General features: G+C 63.5%; 15 protein-coding genes. 4 read left to right on the plus strand and 11 right to left on the minus strand.

The features are described from left to right. The first annotated feature begins 75 nt into the window (after positions 1-75). Together AAHK21_RS07705 and AAHK21_RS07710 are read left to right on the plus strand one after the other, a co-directional pair. Entirely contained in the window at positions 76-750 is a 675-nt protein-coding gene (locus AAHK21_RS07705) for a heavy metal response regulator transcription factor (RefSeq protein ID WP_367856905.1), read from the plus strand. Further along, positions 747-2,132 carry a heavy metal sensor histidine kinase gene (locus AAHK21_RS07710; RefSeq protein ID WP_367856906.1) on the plus strand — a complete coding sequence of 462 codons (1,386 nt, stop codon included), beginning with the start codon at positions 747-749 and terminating at the stop codon, positions 2,130-2,132. Before AAHK21_RS07705 ends, AAHK21_RS07710 begins: the two co-directional genes overlap by 4 nt. Positions 2,133-2,203: 71 nt before the next feature. Here the strand turns inward: AAHK21_RS07710 and pdxJ are convergent, their stop codons facing one another. The 10 genes from pdxJ to rpoE all read right to left on the minus strand — a co-directional run bounded on the left by pdxJ (position 2,204) and on the right by rpoE (position 12,272). Next, positions 2,204-2,944, minus strand: coding sequence for a pyridoxine 5'-phosphate synthase (gene pdxJ, locus AAHK21_RS07715; RefSeq protein ID WP_028690120.1), 741 nt, complete (start codon positions 2,942-2,944; stop codon positions 2,204-2,206). 44 nt (positions 2,945-2,988) lie between these two features. After that, positions 2,989-3,672, minus strand: a complete 684-nt coding sequence (gene recO / locus AAHK21_RS07720; protein ID WP_367856907.1) for a DNA repair protein RecO — start codon at positions 3,670-3,672, stop codon at positions 2,989-2,991. A 135-nt stretch (positions 3,673-3,807) separates the two neighbouring features. Further along, complete coding sequence (gene era / locus AAHK21_RS07725) at positions 3,808-4,710, minus strand: GTPase Era (protein ID WP_031315023.1); 903 nt, start codon at positions 4,708-4,710, stop codon at positions 3,808-3,810. After that, entirely contained in the window at positions 4,703-5,392 is a 690-nt protein-coding gene (gene rnc / locus AAHK21_RS07730; RefSeq protein ID WP_023630413.1) for a ribonuclease III, read from the minus strand. Before rnc ends, era begins: the two co-directional genes overlap by 8 nt. 160 nt (positions 5,393-5,552) lie before the next feature. Beyond that, positions 5,553-6,407 (minus strand): signal peptidase I, encoded by an 855-nt coding sequence (lepB, locus tag AAHK21_RS07735; RefSeq protein ID WP_367856908.1) that lies wholly within the window; start codon positions 6,405-6,407, stop codon positions 5,553-5,555. Between the two features lie 5 nt (positions 6,408-6,412). Beyond that, positions 6,413-8,212, minus strand: a complete 1,800-nt coding sequence (gene lepA / locus AAHK21_RS07740; protein ID WP_038705563.1) for a translation elongation factor 4 — start codon at positions 8,210-8,212, stop codon at positions 6,413-6,415. A 270-nt stretch (positions 8,213-8,482) separates the two neighbouring features. Then, positions 8,483-9,922 carry a DegQ family serine endoprotease gene (locus AAHK21_RS07745; protein ID WP_367856909.1) on the minus strand — a complete coding sequence of 480 codons (1,440 nt, stop codon included), beginning with the start codon at positions 9,920-9,922 and terminating at the stop codon, positions 8,483-8,485. Between the two features lie 168 nt (positions 9,923-10,090). Further along, a complete protein-coding gene (locus tag AAHK21_RS07750; RefSeq protein ID WP_367856910.1) occupies positions 10,091-11,056 on the minus strand; it encodes a MucB/RseB C-terminal domain-containing protein in 966 nt (321 codons plus the stop codon). Between the two features lie 12 nt (positions 11,057-11,068). After that, the gene (locus tag AAHK21_RS07755) at positions 11,069-11,659 is read right to left on the minus strand and encodes a sigma-E factor negative regulatory protein (RefSeq protein WP_046856843.1); all 591 of its coding nucleotides are present in this window, start codon (positions 11,657-11,659) and stop codon (positions 11,069-11,071) included. 31 nt (positions 11,660-11,690) lie between these two features. Next, positions 11,691-12,272 carry an RNA polymerase sigma factor RpoE gene (rpoE, locus tag AAHK21_RS07760; RefSeq protein ID WP_010220971.1) on the minus strand — a complete coding sequence of 194 codons (582 nt, stop codon included), beginning with the start codon at positions 12,270-12,272 and terminating at the stop codon, positions 11,691-11,693. A gap of 436 nt (positions 12,273-12,708) precedes the next feature. On the opposite strand from rpoE, the gene nadB reads away from it, so the two are divergent. Then, on the plus strand, positions 12,709-14,322 hold the full coding sequence (gene nadB, locus AAHK21_RS07765; RefSeq protein WP_367856911.1) for an L-aspartate oxidase: 1,614 nt from the start codon (positions 12,709-12,711) through the stop codon (positions 14,320-14,322). Between the two features lie 204 nt (positions 14,323-14,526). Here nadB and AAHK21_RS07770 read toward each other — a convergent pair whose 3' ends face one another. Beyond that, on the minus strand, positions 14,527-15,489 hold the full coding sequence (locus tag AAHK21_RS07770) for an NAD(P)H-quinone oxidoreductase (RefSeq protein ID WP_367856912.1): 963 nt from the start codon (positions 15,487-15,489) through the stop codon (positions 14,527-14,529). A 144-nt stretch (positions 15,490-15,633) separates the two neighbouring features. Between AAHK21_RS07770 and AAHK21_RS07775 the strand changes: the two genes are divergently transcribed. Beyond that, on the plus strand, positions 15,634-17,715 hold the full coding sequence (locus AAHK21_RS07775) for a carboxy terminal-processing peptidase (RefSeq protein ID WP_172670906.1): 2,082 nt from the start codon (positions 15,634-15,636) through the stop codon (positions 17,713-17,715). The last annotated feature ends 89 nt before the right edge of the window (positions 17,716-17,804 follow it).

Raw genomic sequence — 17,804 nt, forward strand, 5'->3', positions numbered from 1 at the left:
AGTAACATTCTCGCCGCTTGACCCTGATGTCACTACAGGGTCGAGAATCGCCCCCTTTCCACACAGAGCCCGACCATGCGCCTACTGATCATCGAGGACGAACCCCGCACCGCCGACTACCTGCAACAGGGCCTGCGCGAGAACGGCTATGTGGTCGACTGCGCCTGCACCGGCACCGACGGTCTGCACCTGGCCCGCCAGCAGCCCTACGACCTGGTGATCCTCGACGTCAACCTGCCTGGGCTCGATGGTTGGGGCGTGCTGCAGCGCCTGCGCGCCGAATCGTCCACGCGGATCATGATGCTCACCGCCCACGGCCGTCTCGCCGATCGGGTCAAGGGGCTGGACCTGGGCGCCGACGACTACCTGCTCAAGCCGTTCGAGTTCCCCGAACTGCTGGCGCGAATCCGCAGCCTGCTCCGGCGCAACGACCAGCGCCTGCAACCAAGCACATTGAAGGTCGCCGACCTCGAACTCGACCCGGGCCGCCATCGCGCCTGGCGCGGCGGCCAGCGCATCGACCTGACCGCCAAGGAGTTCGCCCTGCTGCATCTGTTGATGCGCCAGAGCGGCGAGGTGCTGTCACGCACCCAGATCATCTCCCTGGTGTGGGACATGAACTTCGACTGCGACACCAACGTGGTGGAGGTATCGATCCGCCGCCTGCGGGCGAAGATCGACGACCCCTTCGACGACAAGCTGATCCACACCCTGCGCGGTGTCGGTTACGTGCTCGAGGCGCGGGCGTGAAGCGCCCCAGCCTGTCGTTGCGCCTGGGCCTGGGCGTCACCCTGCTGGGCGCGGCGCTGGTGCTGCTGCTGGCGTGCCTGGCGGTATTTGCCCTTGATCACGAACTGGATAGCCGGGCACGCAAGGACCTGGCGCGCAAGATGCAGCAGGTCGAGCACAACCTGCGGGTGGACCTGCGCAGCGACGACCTCAGCGCCCGCGCCCACCCTCTGCTCGACCTGGTCATGGGCCATGACAACCTCAGCCTCAGCGTGCTGGCCGTCAATGGCCGCCATCCGGCCCTGCTCAGCCTTGGCCCGGCCATGCAGTCCCAGCATTTGCTGAACCTGGAAGCGGACGAGCGGCTGACCTTCCATGCCTGGCGCGACGACGGCGACAATCAGATCCTCACCGCCAGCCGCCTGATGCGCCTGCGCGACGACACCCCGGTAAAAGTGTTGATGTCGCTCAACCGCAGCGACGACAACAGCCTGCTGCAAGCCTATCTGCATTCGACACTACTGGCCTTGCCGCTGCTGCTGGTGCTGATCGGCATCGCCGCCTGGAAGCTGGTGCAGCGCGGCCTGCGTCCGTTGCGGCACTTCCGCCGGATCGCCGGGCAGGTTTCGGCCCAGGACCTTACACACCGGCTGCCCGATGAGGGCCTGCCCAGCGAGCTGGCCGACCTCGCGCGCGCCATCAACATCATGCTCGACCGGCTCGACCAAGGCGTGCGTCAGCTATCGCAGTTCTCCGACGACCTGGCCCACGAGCTGCGCACGCCGATCGGCAACCTGATGGGCAAGGCCCAGGTGACCCTGGCCCGCGAGCGTGACGGCGACAAGTACCGCGAAGCCCTCGAAGACAGCGTCGAGGAACTGACCCGCCTCAATCGCATCATCAACGACATGCTGTTCCTCGCCCAGGTCAGCCAGCCGCAGACCCAAGTTGCCCTGGCGCCACTGACGTTGGCGGACGAAGTGGCCCGGGTGAGCGAACTGTTCGCCTTCAGTGCCGAGCTCAAGGGCATCTCCCTGCACCTGCAAGGCTGGGGCACGGCCCTGGCGGACCGGTTGATGTTCCAGCGGGCGCTGTCGAACCTGCTGAGCAATGCGATTCGCCATGCACCGGAGGGCAAGCCGGTCGCCGTGGGCATCGAGCGGCTGGGCAACGAGATTGCCGTGTGGGTGCAGAACCAGGGCACAGGGATAGATGAGACGCACCTGCCGCACCTGTTCGAACGCTTTTACCGCGCAGGAGCCGGGCGTTCACGGCTGGAGGGCGGAACCGGGCTGGGGTTGGCGATCGTCAAGTCGATCATGCAATTGCATGGGGGGCGGGTCGAGGTGAGGAGCCGGGTCGAAGGGCCAACGCGGTTCACCTTGGTATTCAAGGCCGAGTAAAGCTATCGCGGGCAAGCCCGCTCCCACAGGAGTTCCAGTAAAGCCTGTGGGGGGCTTACCTCGCGATTGACTCAGCGCGAAGCGGCGACGATCAGCGCTTTCATCTCCGCCACCGCGGCCTTGAAGCCGACGAACAGCGCATGGGCCACCAGCGCATGGCCGATGTTCAGCTCGTTGATGCCCTTGATCGCGGCCACGGCCTCGACGTTGTGGTAATGCAGGCCGTGACCGGCATTGACGATCAGGCCCTGGCCAACACCAAACGCCACGCCATCGACGATGCGCTTGAGCTCCTCGGCGACTTCGGTCGGCGTCTCGGCATCGGCGTAACGGCCGGTGTGCAACTCGATGGCCGGGGCGCCGACACGGCGCGAGGCCTCGATCTGCCGCTCGTCGGCATCGATGAACAGCGACACTTCGGCACCGGTGCGCGACAGGCGCTCGACCGCCGCCTTGATCCGCGCCTCCTGGCCAGCGACGTCGAGGCCGCCTTCGGTGGTCAGTTCCTGGCGGGTTTCCGGCACCAGACAGATATGCGCCGGGCGGATCTTCTCGGCGAAGGCCATCATCTCTTCAGTGACGCCCATCTCGAAGTTCATGCGGGTCTGCAGCACGTCCTTGAGCAGCAGCACATCGCGCTCCTGGATGTGCCGGCGGTCTTCGCGCAGGTGCACGGTGATGCCGTCGGCACCCGCTTCCTCGGCGTCCAGGGCGGCCTTGACCGGATCCGGATAGCGGGTGCCCCGGGCCTGGCGCAGGGTCGCCACGTGGTCGATATTGACACCGAGAAGCATGCGGTTGCTGTGAGTCACGAAGGGGCACTCCTGAAAGTTGAGGGCCACAGCATACGTGCTGCTCAGCGCTTGCGAAACAGTTCCCGGCTGACCAATGGCTTGGGCCCCAGGTGGACCGCCAGTGCCTGGCGCATCAGGCGCTTGGCGGCGAGCAAGGCACCGGGCGCCTCCCAGTCGGCCTGGGCCAGGGCCAGCAGTTCGCCGCCCTTGAACAACCCAGGCTGGAACAGTTCGACCCGCTCGAGGCCGGCGTCCACCTGGAGGCGATAAAGGCCTTCGGCGACCACAGGGCTGTCGTTGACATCCTGTTCAAGCGAAAAGGCGTAACCCAGCTCATCAAGCAGGCGCCATTCGAACGAACGCAATAGCGGCTCCAGCGCACGCCCGGCGGCCAGGGCCTGCAAGGTCAGGGTGTAGTGCTCGAACAGCACCGGGTGCGGCGCCTCGGCGGGCAGCAGGCGCATCAGCAGCTCGTTGAGGTACAGCCCGCTGAACAGCGCGTCACCGTGCAACCAGGCGGCAATACCGACGGCATCCAGGCGGCCGACGTTCTTCAACTCGCCGCGCCCGCGCAGCTCCACCTCCAGCGGCACGAACGGCCGCACCAGGCTGCCGCCCTTGCCCCGCGCCCGGCGCAGCACGGCGCGTACCTTGCCTTGCGGGGTAAGAAAGTCCACCAGCGCACTGGTTTCCTTGTAGGCACGGCTGTGCAGCACGTAGGCCGGCTGGGGGGTGGGTTGGTCCATCAGCGATTTCTCGACGTCATAAATGACTGTGGGAGCGGCGATGCGGCGGCCCGACTTGCCCCGCGATAGCTTTCGCGGGACAAGTCGGGCCGCCGCATCGCCGCTCCCACAAGAGGCACGGGCCCGGTCGGCGTGTTACAGGTCGCCGTAACCCAGCGAACGCAGGGCGCGCTCGTCGTCGGACCAGCCGCCTTTGACCTTGACCCACAGGTTGAGCATGACCTTGGAGTCGAACAGTACTTCCATGTCCTTGCGCGCCTCGGAGCCGATGCGCTTGATGCGCTCGCCCTTGTCGCCAATGATGATCTTCTTCTGGCCGTCGCGTTCTACCAGGATCAGCGCATGGATGTGCAGCACATGGCCCTGCTGCTTGAACTCCTCGATCTCCACGGTGATCTGGTACGGCAGCTCCGCACCGAGCTGACGCATGATCTTCTCGCGCACCAGCTCGGCGGCGAGGAAGCGGCTGCTACGGTCGGTGATCTGGTCTTCCGGGAAGAAGTGATCGTTCTCGGGCAGGTGCTTGGCGATCTGTGCTTCCAGCGCTTCGAGGTTGTGCCCTTGCTGCGCGGAAATCGGCATCACCTCGGCGTTCGGCAGTTGCTCTTGCAGCCACTGCAGGTGCGGGATCAGCTCGGCCTTCTCTTCCATGCGGTCGGTTTTGTTGACCGCGATGATCAGCGGGCCGGTCACGTACTGCACGCGCTCCAGCACCAACTGGTCTTCGTCGGTCCACTTGGTGCGGTCGACCACGAAGATCACCACGTCGACGTCCTTCAGGGCCGCCGAGGCGTTGCGGTTCATGTAGCGGTTCAGCGCCTTGTCGTTGGCCTTGTGCATGCCGGGGGTGTCGACGTAGATCGCCTGCACGTCACCCTCGGTCTTGATGCCGAGCATGTTGTGGCGGGTGGTCTGCGGCTTGCGCGAGGTGATCGCCAGCTTCTGGCCGAGGATGTGGTTGAGCAGCGTGGACTTGCCCACGTTGGGGCGACCGACGATGGCCACATAGCCGCAGCGGGTCGAAGTATTCTCAGTCATTGCCATTCTCCACGCCCAGGGCGATCAATGCGGCGGCGGCGGCGACCTGCTCGGCGATACGCCGGCTCACGCCCTGGCCGCGGCTTTTCTTGTTCAGCAGGACCACTTCGCATTCGACGAAGAAGGTCCGGCAGTGCGGTTCGCCCTGGATATCCACCACTTCGTAACGTGGCAACTCGCAGGCACGCGACTGCAGGAACTCCTGCAGGCGCGTCTTGGGGTCCTTGTTGGTGTCGACCAGGGTCAGGCCATCGAACTCGTCGGTCAGCCAGGCGAGGATTCGCTCGCGCGCGGTCTGCATGTCGGCGTCCTGGTAGATCGCACCGATCAGGGCCTCGAGGGCGTCGGCAAGAATCGACTCGCGACGGAAACCACCGCTTTTCAACTCACCCGAGCCCAGCCGCAGGTATTCGCCCAGGTCGAAGCCGCGGGCCAGCCGCGCCAGGGTCTCGCCCTTGACCAGACGGGCGCGAAGACGCGACAACTGGCCTTCACGCGCCTGCGGGAAGCGCTCGAACAGGGCCTCGCCGACCACGAAGTTGAGGATGGCATCGCCAAGGAACTCCAGGCGCTCGTTATTGCGCCCGGCGTAGCTGCGATGGGTCAGGGCCAGCAGCATCTGGTCCTGGTTCTTGAAGGTGTAGCCGAGCTTGCGCTCCAGGCGTGCAAGGGAACCACTCATGGGGTCACCCCGGCAATGTTCAACGCGTTGTTCAAATCAACATCCTGAAAGACGGTTTGACTGTGGTCAGACGCCGGCAACGGCGAAAGCCTCGTTCCCTGAGAACACAGCCTATGTCAGAAATGCAATCGGCGCCGTCCGTGGACAGCGCCGTCGTTACTCAATGGATCAGCCCGACCCGCGACAGGTTCGGGAAGTGGCTGAGTTTCGGCTCTGGCCAGCTCATCCAGACCGCGAAGGCCTTGCCGACGATGTTCCGGTCCGGAACCATGCCGTGCAGTTCCTTGGGAATGTTCGGATCATCCCAGAAACGACTGTCGTTGGAGTTGTCGCGGTTGTCACCCATCATGAAGTAGTGACCGGCCGGCACGGTCCATTGCTGGTCCGGCGGCATGCGATAGCGGGTCATTTCCTTGCGGATCAGGTGCTCGGCTTCACCGAGCTTCTCCTTGTACAGCTCGGCGCTGCCCAGGGTGCCCGGCTCGCTGCCGACCAGCTGCTCGGCAATCGCCTGGCCATTGACGAACAGGCGCTTGTCGGCGGTGTAGCGGATCACATCGCCCGGCAGGCCGACCACACGCTTGATGTAGTTGACGTTGGGGTCGCTCGGGTAGCGGAACACCATCACATCCCCGCGCTGCGGATCACCCACCTCGATGACCTTCTTGTCGACCACCGGCAGGCGAATGCCGTAGGAGAACTTGTTCACCAGGATGAAGTCGCCCACTTCCAGCGTCGGCTTCATCGACCCCGACGGGATCTGGAACGGCTCGACCAGGAACGAGCGCAGCACCAGCACGATGAACAGCACCGGGAAGAACGACTTGCCGTACTCAACCAGCAACGGCTCCTTTTTCAGGCGTTCGACCACGGCCATTTCGGGCTGGCTGACGCTGCCCTGGTAGTTGGCGATCGCCGCCCGCCGGCGCGGGGCCAGGAACAGCAGGTCGATCAGACCCAACAGACCGCAGACGGCAACGGCGATGACGAGCAACAGCGGGAAATTTAGCGACATAGGACCTAGCTATCCAACCTGAGCACAGCGAGGAAGGCTTCCTGTGGAATCTCCACGTTACCCACCTGCTTCATGCGTTTCTTACCGGCCTTCTGCTTCTCCAGCAGCTTCTTCTTACGGCTGACGTCACCACCGTAGCACTTGGCCAGTACGTTCTTTCTGAGCGCCTTGACGGTTGTCCGCGCAATGATCTGGCCGCCGATAGCTGCCTGGATCGCCACGTCGAACATCTGCCGAGGGATCAGTTCCTTCATCTTTTCGGTCAACGCACGGCCTTTGTAGGCGGCGTTGTCGCGGTGCACGATCAGGGCCAGGGCATCGACCTTGTCGCCGTTGATCAGCACGTCCAGCTTGACCAGGTTGGCCGACTGGTAGCGGTCGAAATGGTAGTCCAGCGACGCGTAGCCGCGGCTGGTGGACTTGAGCCGGTCGAAGAAGTCCAGGACCACTTCGTTCATCGGCATGTCGTAGCGAACCTGCACCTGGCTGCCGAGGAACTGCATGTCGCGCTGCACGCCACGCTTCTCGATGCACAGGGTGATGACGTTGCCCAAGTGCTCCTGCGGCACCAGGATGGTCGCGGTGACGATCGGTTCGCGGAAGTCGGTGACGGACGAGACGTCCGGCAGCTTCGATGGGTTGTCGACGACGATGGTCTCGCCGGTCTTGAGCTCGAGCTCGTAGATCACGCTTGGCGCGGTGGTGATCAGGTCCAGGTCGTATTCGCGCTCCAGGCGCTCCTGGATGATCTCCATGTGCAGCATGCCGAGGAAGCCGCAACGGAAGCCGAAGCCCAGGGCGTCGGAGCTTTCCGGCATGTATTGCAGCGACGAGTCGTTCAGGGTCAGCTTCTGCAGGGCGTCGCGGAAGTCCTCGAAATCGTCGGAGCTGACCGGGAACAGGCCGGCGTAGACCTGCGGCTGGATCTTCTTGAAGCCCGCCAGCATTTCGACTTCCGGGGTGCTGGACAGGGTCAGGGTGTCGCCCACCGGCGCACCGTGAATGTCCTTGATGCTGGCGATGATGAAGCCCACTTCACCGGCTTTCAGATCGGCGGTCTGGGTGTGTTTCGGGGTGAACACGCCGACGCTGTCGACCAGGTGCACCTTGCCGGTGGACTTGACCAGAATCTTGTCGCCTTTCTTGACGCGGCCCTGGCGCACACGCACCAGCGAGACCACGCCTAGGTAGTTGTCGAACCAGGAGTCGATGATCAGCGCCTGCAGCGGGGCGTCGATCTCACCGGTCGGCGCGGGGATGGTATGCACCAGGCGCTCGAGCACCTCGTCGACGCCCATGCCGCTCTTGGCGCTGCAAGCCACGGCGTCGGTGGCGTCGATGCCGATGATCTTCTCGATCTCGTCCTTGACGCGGTCCGGGTCAGCCTGGGGCAGGTCCATCTTGTTCAGCACGGGCATGACTTCCAGGCCCTGCTCGATGGCGGTGTAGCAGTTGGCCACAGACTGCGCCTCGACGCCCTGGCCGGCATCGACCACCAGCAGCGCGCCCTCGCACGCCGCCAGCGAGCGCGAGACTTCATAGGTGAAGTCGACGTGGCCGGGGGTATCGATGAAGTTCAGCTGGTAGGTTTTACCATCCTGCGCCTTGTAGTGCAGCGTGACGCTGTGGGCCTTGATGGTGATACCGCGTTCGCGCTCCAGGTCCATGGAGTCGAGGACCTGGGCTTCCATTTCGCGCGCCGACAGGCCACCGCACATCTGGATGAAACGGTCGGCCAGCGTCGACTTGCCATGGTCGATGTGGGCGATGATGGAGAAATTGCGGATATGACTCAAATCACTCACAGGTCAACACTCGAAAAGGCTGCGAGCCGGACGCCCGCCGAAAAATAGCCGGGAATTGTACCTCAAGCCGCAGGGATATGGGAGAACCCTTGTCGCCTCCCTATCGGTTAGCGTGGGAGCGGGCTTGCCCCGCGACGGCGTCCGATCAGTTGAAATTGCTGCCTGATCTGACAATATCGCCGGGCAAGCCCGCTCCCACCCAGGATCTTTACTCCTGCTAGCTCAAGAAAAAGGGCAGCCGAGGCCGCCCTTTCCTACCTTGCAATCCGCTTATTCAGCCAGCTTGAAGGTGATGAAGCTGGCACGCCCCTGGCGCAGCACGCGCATGGACACCGAACGGTTCTTCGGCAGTTCCTTGGCAATTTCGGTGAACTGCTTGGCCGAGGCAATGGCCTGGTTGTTCAGGTGGCTGATCACATCGCCCGGACGCAGGCCGATCATGGCCGCCGGGCCATCCTGAACTTCCTTGATGACCACCCCACCCTTGAGTTCGAGCGACTTTTTCTGCTCGGCGCTCAGGTCGGCGACAGATACGCCCAGGCGGTTGCTGCTGCGTTCGGCACTGCCATCGGCACCGGCGCCCATGCCGATGTCGGCGTCATCCTCGGGCAATGCACCGATGGTGACATCCAGGTTCTGGCGCTTGCCATTGCGGATGATCTCGAGCTTGGCTTTCTCGCCATCCTTCAGGCTGCCCACCAGGTGCGGCAGGTCGGCGGACATGACGATCGGCTGGCCATTCATGCTCAGGATCACGTCGCCCACCTGCAGGCCACCCTTGGCTGCCGGGCCGTTTTCCAGGACCTGGGCCACCAGGGCGCCGGCCGGCTTGTCCAGGCCGAACGACTCGGCCAGGTCCTTGTTGACCTCCTGGATCACCACGCCCAGCCAGCCGCGGCTGACCTTGCCGTCTTTCTTCAGCTGGTTCGACACATCGATCGCCACGTCGATCGGGATGGCGAACGACAGGCCCATGAAGCCGCCGGAACGGGTGAAGATCTGCGAGTTGATGCCCACCACCTCGCCCTTCATGTTGAACAGCGGGCCACCGGAGTTGCCTGGGTTGATGGCCACGTCGGTCTGGATGAACGGCACGTAGGTATCGTTGGGCAGCGTGCGGCCCTTGGCGCTGACGATACCCTTGGTCACCGAGTGGTCGAAGCCGAACGGCGAACCGATGGCCAGCACCCATTCACCGACCTTGAGCTTTTCCGAATCGCCCAGCTTGACGGTCGGCAGGTTCTTGCCGTCGACCTTGAGCAAGGCCACGTCGGTGCGTGGGTCGGTGCCTACCAGCTTGGCCTGCAACTCGCTGCGGTCGGACAGGCGGACGATGATCTCGTCGGCGTCAGCTACCACGTGATTGTTGGTCAGCACGTAGCCATCATTGGAAATGATGAAGCCCGACCCCAGCGACTGCGCTTCACGCTGGCGATCACCACGTGGCGAACGCGGCTGCTGCGGCATGTTGCGTTCGAAGAACTCGCGGAACATCGGCGGCAGGCCTTCCAGGTCCGGCATCTGCCCGGCGGCCACGCGGCGATCCGGCAGCTTCTGCTTGGTACTGATGTTGACCACCGCCGGCGAGGCCTGCTCGACCAGAGTGGTGAAGTCCGGCAGGGACTCCTCGGCCTGGGCGCTGAGCACCTGGCCGAGCATCAGCACGGCAGCGAACATCGATAGGTAGGTTTTCAAGCGTGGTATTGACATACGGCTCCCGTCACAACGAGCGTAGTTAGCAGTAAGGTTCCCGCAGACGCAGGAAAGGCCAGACTCCGAGAAGCCTGACCTATAGAAAATTTGCGGCAGGATTGCAAATGACAATGCCTTAATTTCATGTCAGCTCTGTGTAACAAGAGCTGTCAGGGCACTGCGCCGTCATTGACGCGCCTGGGCATCCTGGGCCCGCATCGACAAGGCGACACGCTCGGCAGTGCCCAGCGGAATTTCGCCGACCACCGTGACCATCACCTTGCCCTTGGGCGTGGTCAGACGCCGCGACACTGCGACGGTAGGGCCGAGCTGGGCACGGGTATCGATCCCGGACTCGTTGCCGATCGGCTCGAGGAACACCGAAAAACGGGCCAGGCCATCGTCATACATCAGGCTGCTGACGGTACTCTTGCGCTCGGGGTCGCGCCGAACCGAACTATTGACCAGCTCGAAACCCGGCGGCAGCCAGTCGGAACGCCATCCGGCAACGCTTTCGGAGGTGCCGGAGGCAATCTGTTCGACTGGCCGGCAGGCAGCGCCGGCGCTGAGGTCGGCGTCGGTCGGCACGTCGTCGGTGTCGAGGCGGGTCATCTGGAAGCGTTCGAGCAATTGACCCTTGTCGTTGAGCATCAACGAGCGCAGGGGCAGGCCGGTACGGCGATCCAGATGCAGTTCGAAAGCATAGCGATGCTGGTCACGCGGGGTGAGCGAGACAACCACGGCGTCGCGCCCGGCGACGCGTGACTTGCCTGCCACGCTCAGGTCATACCAGCTCATAAGCTTCAGAGGATCGAGCACCCGCGCGGCGTTGTCCGGCGGGGCGCTCACACTACTGACCAGGTTGCCACTGACGCACTGCACCTTGCCGTCCACCCGCACGATTTCCTGGGCCGAGCCGTCGAGCTGTAACAGCCGCTCGCTGACCTTGCCATCCTGGACGCGATGCCAGATATCGTGGGATGAGAAGCTGCCGTTACGTTCGTAGACGAAGGAACCCTGGTAACTCTGCTGTTGCTCGGCCCTTGCCAGTTTGTTCAGCCACTCGCTCGCCTCGGGCGAGGAATTGGCGGCCAGGGCCTGCACCGTCAGGCTGCTGCCAAGCAGCAGCGACAGGAGAGGTAGCGCGCGCATGATCCTCCTTACTTAGCGATTTTCCAGGCTGGCGGCGCGGGCATAAGGCAGCGCGGTTTCGTTGCCCTTCAGCGCGGACTCCTGGGCGTGCTGGCGCAGGTAGCCTGGCAGGCGTTGATCCCAGCCGGCCTGGTTCTGCAGCACACCGTTGGCCATCGGCCCGGTCGGTTGCTCGTTGCTTTCACTATAGCCTGCCAATACGGCCGGGCCTTGCACCTGCGGCATGCTCAGGCCCTGCTGGGCTGGCTGCTGGGCGGCCAACTGGGCGCCGCTGATCTCGTCCTGGTTGTAGAAACGCACGCCAGCGAGCACGGCAACGGTCACCGAAGCGGCCACGGCCAGGCGGCCGATGCTGCGCCACGGGCCCTGCTTGACCTTGGCCGGCACGGCCTCGTCGGCCAGCGCCGCGGAAACCGCCGAGGCGATGTCCAGCTTGGGCAGCAGCAGCTCCTTGTGCATGGCTGCGCGAGCGACCTGGTAACGCGACCAGGTGGCACGGGTTTCGGCATCGTCGACGGCGTTCAGCACGCGACGCAGTTCCAGTTCGTCCGCTTCGTTATCCATCACCGCGGACAGCGATTCCTGCAAAGCTTCACGACTCATGGCGGTTCCTCTCTTGGCTGTCGCCGCTGTCTCAGGTTTCCTGCAACAAAGGTTGCAGGGCTTTGTCTATGGCCTCCCGAGCGCGGAAAATTCGAGAGCGCACGGTACCCACCGGACATTGCATGACACTGGCAATGTCTTCGTAACTCAGTCCATCGAACTCGCGCAGGGTCAGCGCCGTACGCAAATCTTCCGGCAGTTGCTGGATGGTTCGATGGACGGTGCCTTCGATTTCATCCCGCAACAACGCGCGCTCTGGGGACTCGAGATCCTTGAGACCATGATCGCCGTCGTAAAACTCCGCATCCTCGGAGCTCACATCGCTGTCTGGTGGCCGTCTTCCACGGGATACCAGGTAGTTCTTCGCCGTGTTGATGGCGATGCGGTACAGCCAGGTATAGAACGCACTGTCACCGCGAAAATTCCCAAGCGCACGGTATGCCTTGATGAAGGCTTCCTGCGCCACGTCCTGCGCTTCATGGGTGTCGTGTACGAAACGCACGATCAACCCGAGAATCTTGTGCTGATACTTCAGCACCAACAGATCGAACGCTCGCCTGTCGCCACGCTGCACGCGCTCGACAAGCTGCTGATCCTCTTCCTGGGTTAGCATGAACACTCCTCAGTGATCTCGAAGGAGCGTTGCAACAGCCATCGTTCAGGCTTGCAACCATAGACTCGGGCTTTTCGCAAAAGTTCTCCCCTCCAAGCAAGTTTCCTGCGGCCCTTGGTCGGCTCGCACGGAAGACGCAACGCGGTCACGGCCGGCTGCGTCGATAATCAGTTTTCGTTACGCAGGTGCCAGCCCAGGATAGGGCCGGCGCCTTGCGTCGCCGCATCGATCTGTGACGTACGGGCAGCCTGTATAGGATTTCCAGGGGTGTCGGAAAGTTCCCACAAAGATCGCCACCCTCACGCAAGTGCCATTGGAAATCAGGCGCCCGGGACTGCTATAAAGGCACCCCGACCCGGTTTCACGATAGTTTCACAATGCCATCGGCGCCCGACTATTGTGCCGTGCCCCCTCCAAAGATTACTAGTGTCCCGACATGAGCCAACAATTCCAACATGATGTCCTGGTGATCGGTAGCGGTGCCGCCGGTCTCAGCCTGGCCCTGAACCTTCCCGGCCACCTGCGCATTGCCGTGCTGAGCAAGGGTGACCTGGCCAACGGTTCGACCTTCTGGGCCCAGGGCGGTGTCGCCGCGGTGCTCGATGACACCGATACCGTGCAGTCGCATGTCGAGGACACGCTCAACGCCGGTGGCGGCCTGTGCCATGAAGACGCCGTGCGCTTCACCGTCGAGCACAGCCGCGAAGCAATCCAGTGGCTGATCGAGCAAGGCGTGCCCTTTACCCGCGACGAGCACTACAGCGTCGACGACGGCGGTTTCGAGTTCCACCTGACCCGCGAAGGCGGCCATAGCCACCGGCGCATCATCCATGCCGCCGACGCCACCGGCGCCGCGATTTTCACCACCTTGCTGGAACAGGCGCGCAAGCGGCCGAACATCCAGTTGCTGGAACAGCGCGTGGCGGTCGACCTGATCACCGAGCGGCGCCTGGGCCTGGACGGAGATCGCTGCCTGGGCGCCTACGTCCTGGACCGCAACACCGGTGAGGTGGACACCTTCGGCGCCCGCTTCACCGTGCTGGCCACCGGCGGCGCGGCCAAGGTCTACCTCTATACCAGCAATCCCGACGGTGCTTGCGGCGACGGCATCGCCATGGCCTGGCGCGCTGGCTGCCGGGTAGCCAACCTTGAGTTCAACCAGTTCCACCCGACCTGCCTGTACCATCCGCAGGCCAAGAGTTTCCTGATCACCGAGGCCCTGCGCGGCGAGGGTGCCCTGCTGCGCCTGCCCAACGGCGAGCGTTTCATGCCGCGCTTCGATCCACGTGAAGAGCTGGCGCCACGGGATATCGTCGCCCGCGCCATCGACCACGAGATGAAGCGCCTCGGGGTCGACTGCGTCTATCTGGACATCAGCCACAAGCCGGCCGACTTCATCAAGAGCCATTTCCCCACCGTGTACGAGCGCTGCCTGACCTTCGGCATCGATATCACCCGCCAGCCGATCCCGGTGGTGCCTGCGGCCCACTACACCTGTGGCGGGGTAATGATCGACGAGCATGGCCACAGCGACGTGCCCGGCCTGTACGCCATCGGCGAAACCAGCTTCACCGGCCTGCATGGCGCCAACCGCATGGCCAGCAACTCGCTGCTCGAATGCTTCGTCTACGGCCGCGCCGCCGCCGCCGACATCGAGGCGCGCCTGGACCAGGTCGCCATGCCCCGTGCCCTGCCCTGCTGGGATGCCAGCCAGGTCACCGATTCGGACGAGGACGTGATCATCGCGCACAACTGGGACGAACTGCGGCGCTTCATGTGGGACTATGTCGGCATCGTGCGCACCAGCAAGCGCCTGCAACGGGCCGAGCACCGGGTGCGCATGCTGCTGGACGAAATCGACGAGTTCTACAGCAACTACAAGGTCAGCCGTGACCTGATCGAGCTGCGCAACCTGGCGCAGGTGGCCGAGCTGATGATCCGCTCGGCCATGCAACGCAAGGAAAGCCGGGGCCTGCATTACACCCTGGATTATCCGGGGATGCTGCCTGAGGCCAGGGACACGATCCTGGTGCCACTGAACCACGAGTAAGGCCTGGACAGGCGTGGGAGCGCGCTAGGGTCTGTACAAAATGTGTCTGCGCGAAGGCCAGACAAGGCGAAACGGGGAGAGGAACGGCCGGGGTCGCGCCCGACTGTACTGGAGTACATGAGCATTCCGAGCCCCGTTTCAACGCAGTATGGGCGAGTGCAGATACATTTCGTACAGAGCCTAGCCCGCTCCCACGAACCGCCATCAAACCAGTGCTGGATCGATCACCAGCACCAGCTTCCCGGAAACCTGGTTGCTTGCCAGTTCCGCATACGCAGCTTCGGCAAATTCGACCGGATAGGTATCGACCAGCTGTGGCGACAGTCGCCCCTCGGTGAACAACGGCCACACCTGCTGGCGCAATTCGCGCAACAATTCGGCCTTGAACCCGTCATCACGGTTGCGCAGCGTGGAGCCGGTGATTTCCAGGCGTTTGCCCAGCACCAACGCCAAGTCCAGCTCGACCTTGCGCCCGCCCATCAAACCAATGATCACCCAACGCCCGTCACGGGCCAGCAGTTGGAGATTGAGCGGCGCATAGCTGGCGCCCACCGGGTCCAGGATCACATCGAATGGACCGAGCTGCTCGAGGTCATCGAGGTTGCCATTGCGCACCACGCCCCCTGCAGCCCCCAGCGACTCACAGTAGGCCAGGCGCTCCGGCGAGCCGACGCTGACCCACACCGGGTTGCCGAATGCCTTGCACAGCTGGATGGCCGCAGAGCCCACGCCACTGGCGCCGGCATGCACCAGTACCTTCTCGCCAGCCTTCAATGCCCCCAGCTGGAAGATGTTCAGCCAGGCCGTGGCATACACCTCGGGAATCGCAGCGGCCTCGTGCAGGCTCAACCCTTCGGGCACCGGCAGCACATGGCGGGCGTCGACCACCACCTCCTCGGCCATGCCGCCACCGGCGAGCAATGCACAGACCCGGTCGCCCACACGCCAATCGGCACCCGCCCCGACTTCCTCTACGATACCGGCGCATTCCAGGCCCATATAAGGGCTGGCACCAGGAGGCGGCGGGTACAGCCCCGCACGCTGCAGCAGGTCGGCGCGGTTCAGGCCCGCGGCGGCCACACGGATACGTACCTGCCCGGCATCGCAGGCCGGGCGCTCGGCCTCGACCCACGCCACATGTCCGTCAACGCCTTGCAATGCCTTCACAGTGCCTCCATAGTTGAATCATATGACCGAGCCTGGGCACGCCAAGTCCCAGGCTTTTTGCAGTATGCGTCCGGCTCCGATGGAACCGGCGAACGGATAAGACGGCCTACTATGCGTGATCAATTGCCTCCACGTCGAATCAGCATGAAGCATTTCCTCCCCAGCACCGCCCTCGCCCTCATGATCGGCCTGGGCAGCCTCACGCTCGGTGGCAATGCGGCCGCCGCCAACAAGTGGGACAGCCTGCAGCCGGACCGCGACGAAGTGGTCGCCAGCCTCAACATCGTCGAGCTGCTCAAGCGCCACCACTACAGCAAGCCGCCGCTGGACGACGCCCGTTCGGTCATCATCTATGACAGCTACATCAAGCTGCTCGACCCTTCGCGCAGCTACTTCACTGCCGCCGACATCGCCGAATTCGACAAATGGAAGACCCAGTTCGACGACTTCCTGAAAAGCGGCAACCTCGAGCCGGGCTTCACCATCTACAAGCGCTACCTTGACCGCGTGAAATCGCGCCTGGACTTCGCCCTGGCGGAGTTGGCCAAGGGTGCCGACAAGATCGACTTCACGGTGAAGGAAGACCTGCTGGTCGACCGCAAGGACGCTCCGTGGATGAAGAACCAGGCCGAGCTCGACGACCTGTGGCGCAAGCGCGTCAAGGACGAGGTGCTGCGTCAGAAGATCGCCGGCAAGGATCCCAAGCAGATCCAGGAAACCCTGACCAAGCGCTACAAGAACCAGCTGGCGCGCCTGGACCAGACCCGCGCGGAAGACATCTTCCAGGCCTACATCAACACCTTCGCCCAGTCCTACGACCCGCATACCAACTACCTGTCGCCGGACAACGCCGAGAACTTCGACATCAACATGAGCCTGTCGCTCGAAGGCATCGGCGCGGTGCTGCAGAGCGATAACGACCAGGTCAAGATCGTACGCCTGGTGCCGGCCGGCCCTGCCGCCAAGACCAAGCAGGTGGCACCGGCCGACAAGATCATCGGCGTCGCCCAGGGCAACAAGGAAATGGTCGACGTGGTCGGCTGGCGTCTTGACGAAGTGGTCAAGCTGATCCGCGGCCCGAAAGGCTCGGTGGTGCGCCTGGAGGTCATCCCGGCCAGCAACGCGCCGAACGACCAGACCAGCAAGATCGTCTCGATCACCCGCGAAGCGGTCAAGCTCGAGGAGCAGGCGGCGAAGAAGTCGGTGCTCAAGCTCAAGCAGGATGGCCGCGACTATAAGCTCGGCATCATCGAGATCCCGGCCTTTTATCTGGACTTCAAGGCCTACCGCGCTGGCGATCCGGATTACAAGAGCACCACCCGCGATGTGAAGAAGCTGCTCACCGAGCTGCAGAAAGAGAAAGTCGACGGCGTGGTCATCGACCTGCGCAACAACGGTGGCGGCTCGCTGCAGGAAGCCACCGAGCTGACCAGCCTGTTCATCGAGAAGGGCCCGACCGTGCTGGTGCGCAACAGCGACGGGCGCGTCGACGTGCTCGAGGACGAGAACCCCGGCGCCTTCTACAAAGGCCCGCTGGCACTGCTGGTCAACCGCCTGTCGGCGTCCGCCTCGGAAATTTTCGCCGGTGCCATGCAGGACTACCACCGTGCGCTGATCATCGGTGGCCAGACCTTCGGCAAAGGCACCGTGCAGACCATCCAGCCGCTCAACCATGGCGAACTCAAGCTGACGCTGGCCAAGTTCTACCGGGTCTCCGGGCAGAGCACCCAGCACCAGGGCGTGCTGCCGGACATCGCCTACCCGTCGATCATCGACACCAAGGAAATCGGCGAAAGCGCGCTGCCTGAAGCCATGCCGTGGGACACCATCCGTCCAGTGGTCAAGCCTGCCTCCGATCCGTTCAAGCCGTTCCTGGCCCAGCTCAAGGCGCAGCATGAGGCGCGCAGCGACAAGGATGCCGAGTTCGTCTACATCCGCGACCGCCTGGCACTGACCCAGAAGCTGATGAACGAGAAGACCGTCAGCCTCAACGAGCAGCAACGCCGCGCCCGTCACGACGAGATCGAGGCCAAGCAACTGGCGCTGGAGAACATCCGGCGCAAGGCCAAGGGCGAAGAGCCGCTCAAGGAACTCAAGAAAGAGGACGAGGACGCCCTGCCTGCCGAGCCGGACGACACCAAGCCTGAGGACGATGCCTACCTGTCCGAGACCGGTCGCATCCTGCTCGACTACCTGAGCCTCAGCACCTCGGTTGCCAAGCACTGAAGTGATGGCAAAATAATGTGAGCTGTCATCAAACAGTCACTGGACTGTCGTGAAATGGAAGGGCCGAACGTGCAAGCGTCCGGCCCTTT

Origin of the sequence: Pseudomonas sp. TE50-2, assembly GCF_040813665.1 — a bacterium.
GTDB lineage: Bacteria > Pseudomonadota > Gammaproteobacteria > Pseudomonadales > Pseudomonadaceae > Aquipseudomonas > Aquipseudomonas soli.

Bases quoted from the DNA above. Each gene is read 5' to 3' on its own strand.
- AAHK21_RS07705 (WP_367856905.1), top strand. From the start codon at position 76: ATGCGCCTACTGATCATCGAGGACGAACCCCGCACCGCCGACTACCTG.
- recO (WP_367856907.1), bottom strand. From the start codon at position 3,672: ATGGACCAACCCACCCCCCAGCCGGCCTACGTGCTGCACAGCCGTGCC.
- era (WP_031315023.1), bottom strand. From the start codon at position 4,710: ATGACTGAGAATACTTCGACCCGCTGCGGCTATGTGGCCATCGTCGGT.
- rnc (WP_023630413.1), bottom strand. From the start codon at position 5,392: ATGAGTGGTTCCCTTGCACGCCTGGAGCGCAAGCTCGGCTACACCTTC.
- lepB (WP_367856908.1), bottom strand. From the start codon at position 6,407: ATGTCGCTAAATTTCCCGCTGTTGCTCGTCATCGCCGTTGCCGTCTGC.
- AAHK21_RS07745 (WP_367856909.1), bottom strand. From the start codon at position 9,922: ATGTCAATACCACGCTTGAAAACCTACCTATCGATGTTCGCTGCCGTG.
- AAHK21_RS07750 (WP_367856910.1), bottom strand. From the start codon at position 11,056: ATGCGCGCGCTACCTCTCCTGTCGCTGCTGCTTGGCAGCAGCCTGACG.
- AAHK21_RS07755 (WP_046856843.1), bottom strand. From the start codon at position 11,659: ATGAGTCGTGAAGCTTTGCAGGAATCGCTGTCCGCGGTGATGGATAAC.
- rpoE (WP_010220971.1), bottom strand. From the start codon at position 12,272: ATGCTAACCCAGGAAGAGGATCAGCAGCTTGTCGAGCGCGTGCAGCGT.
- nadB (WP_367856911.1), top strand. From the start codon at position 12,709: ATGAGCCAACAATTCCAACATGATGTCCTGGTGATCGGTAGCGGTGCC.
- AAHK21_RS07775 (WP_172670906.1), top strand. From the start codon at position 15,634: ATGAAGCATTTCCTCCCCAGCACCGCCCTCGCCCTCATGATCGGCCTG.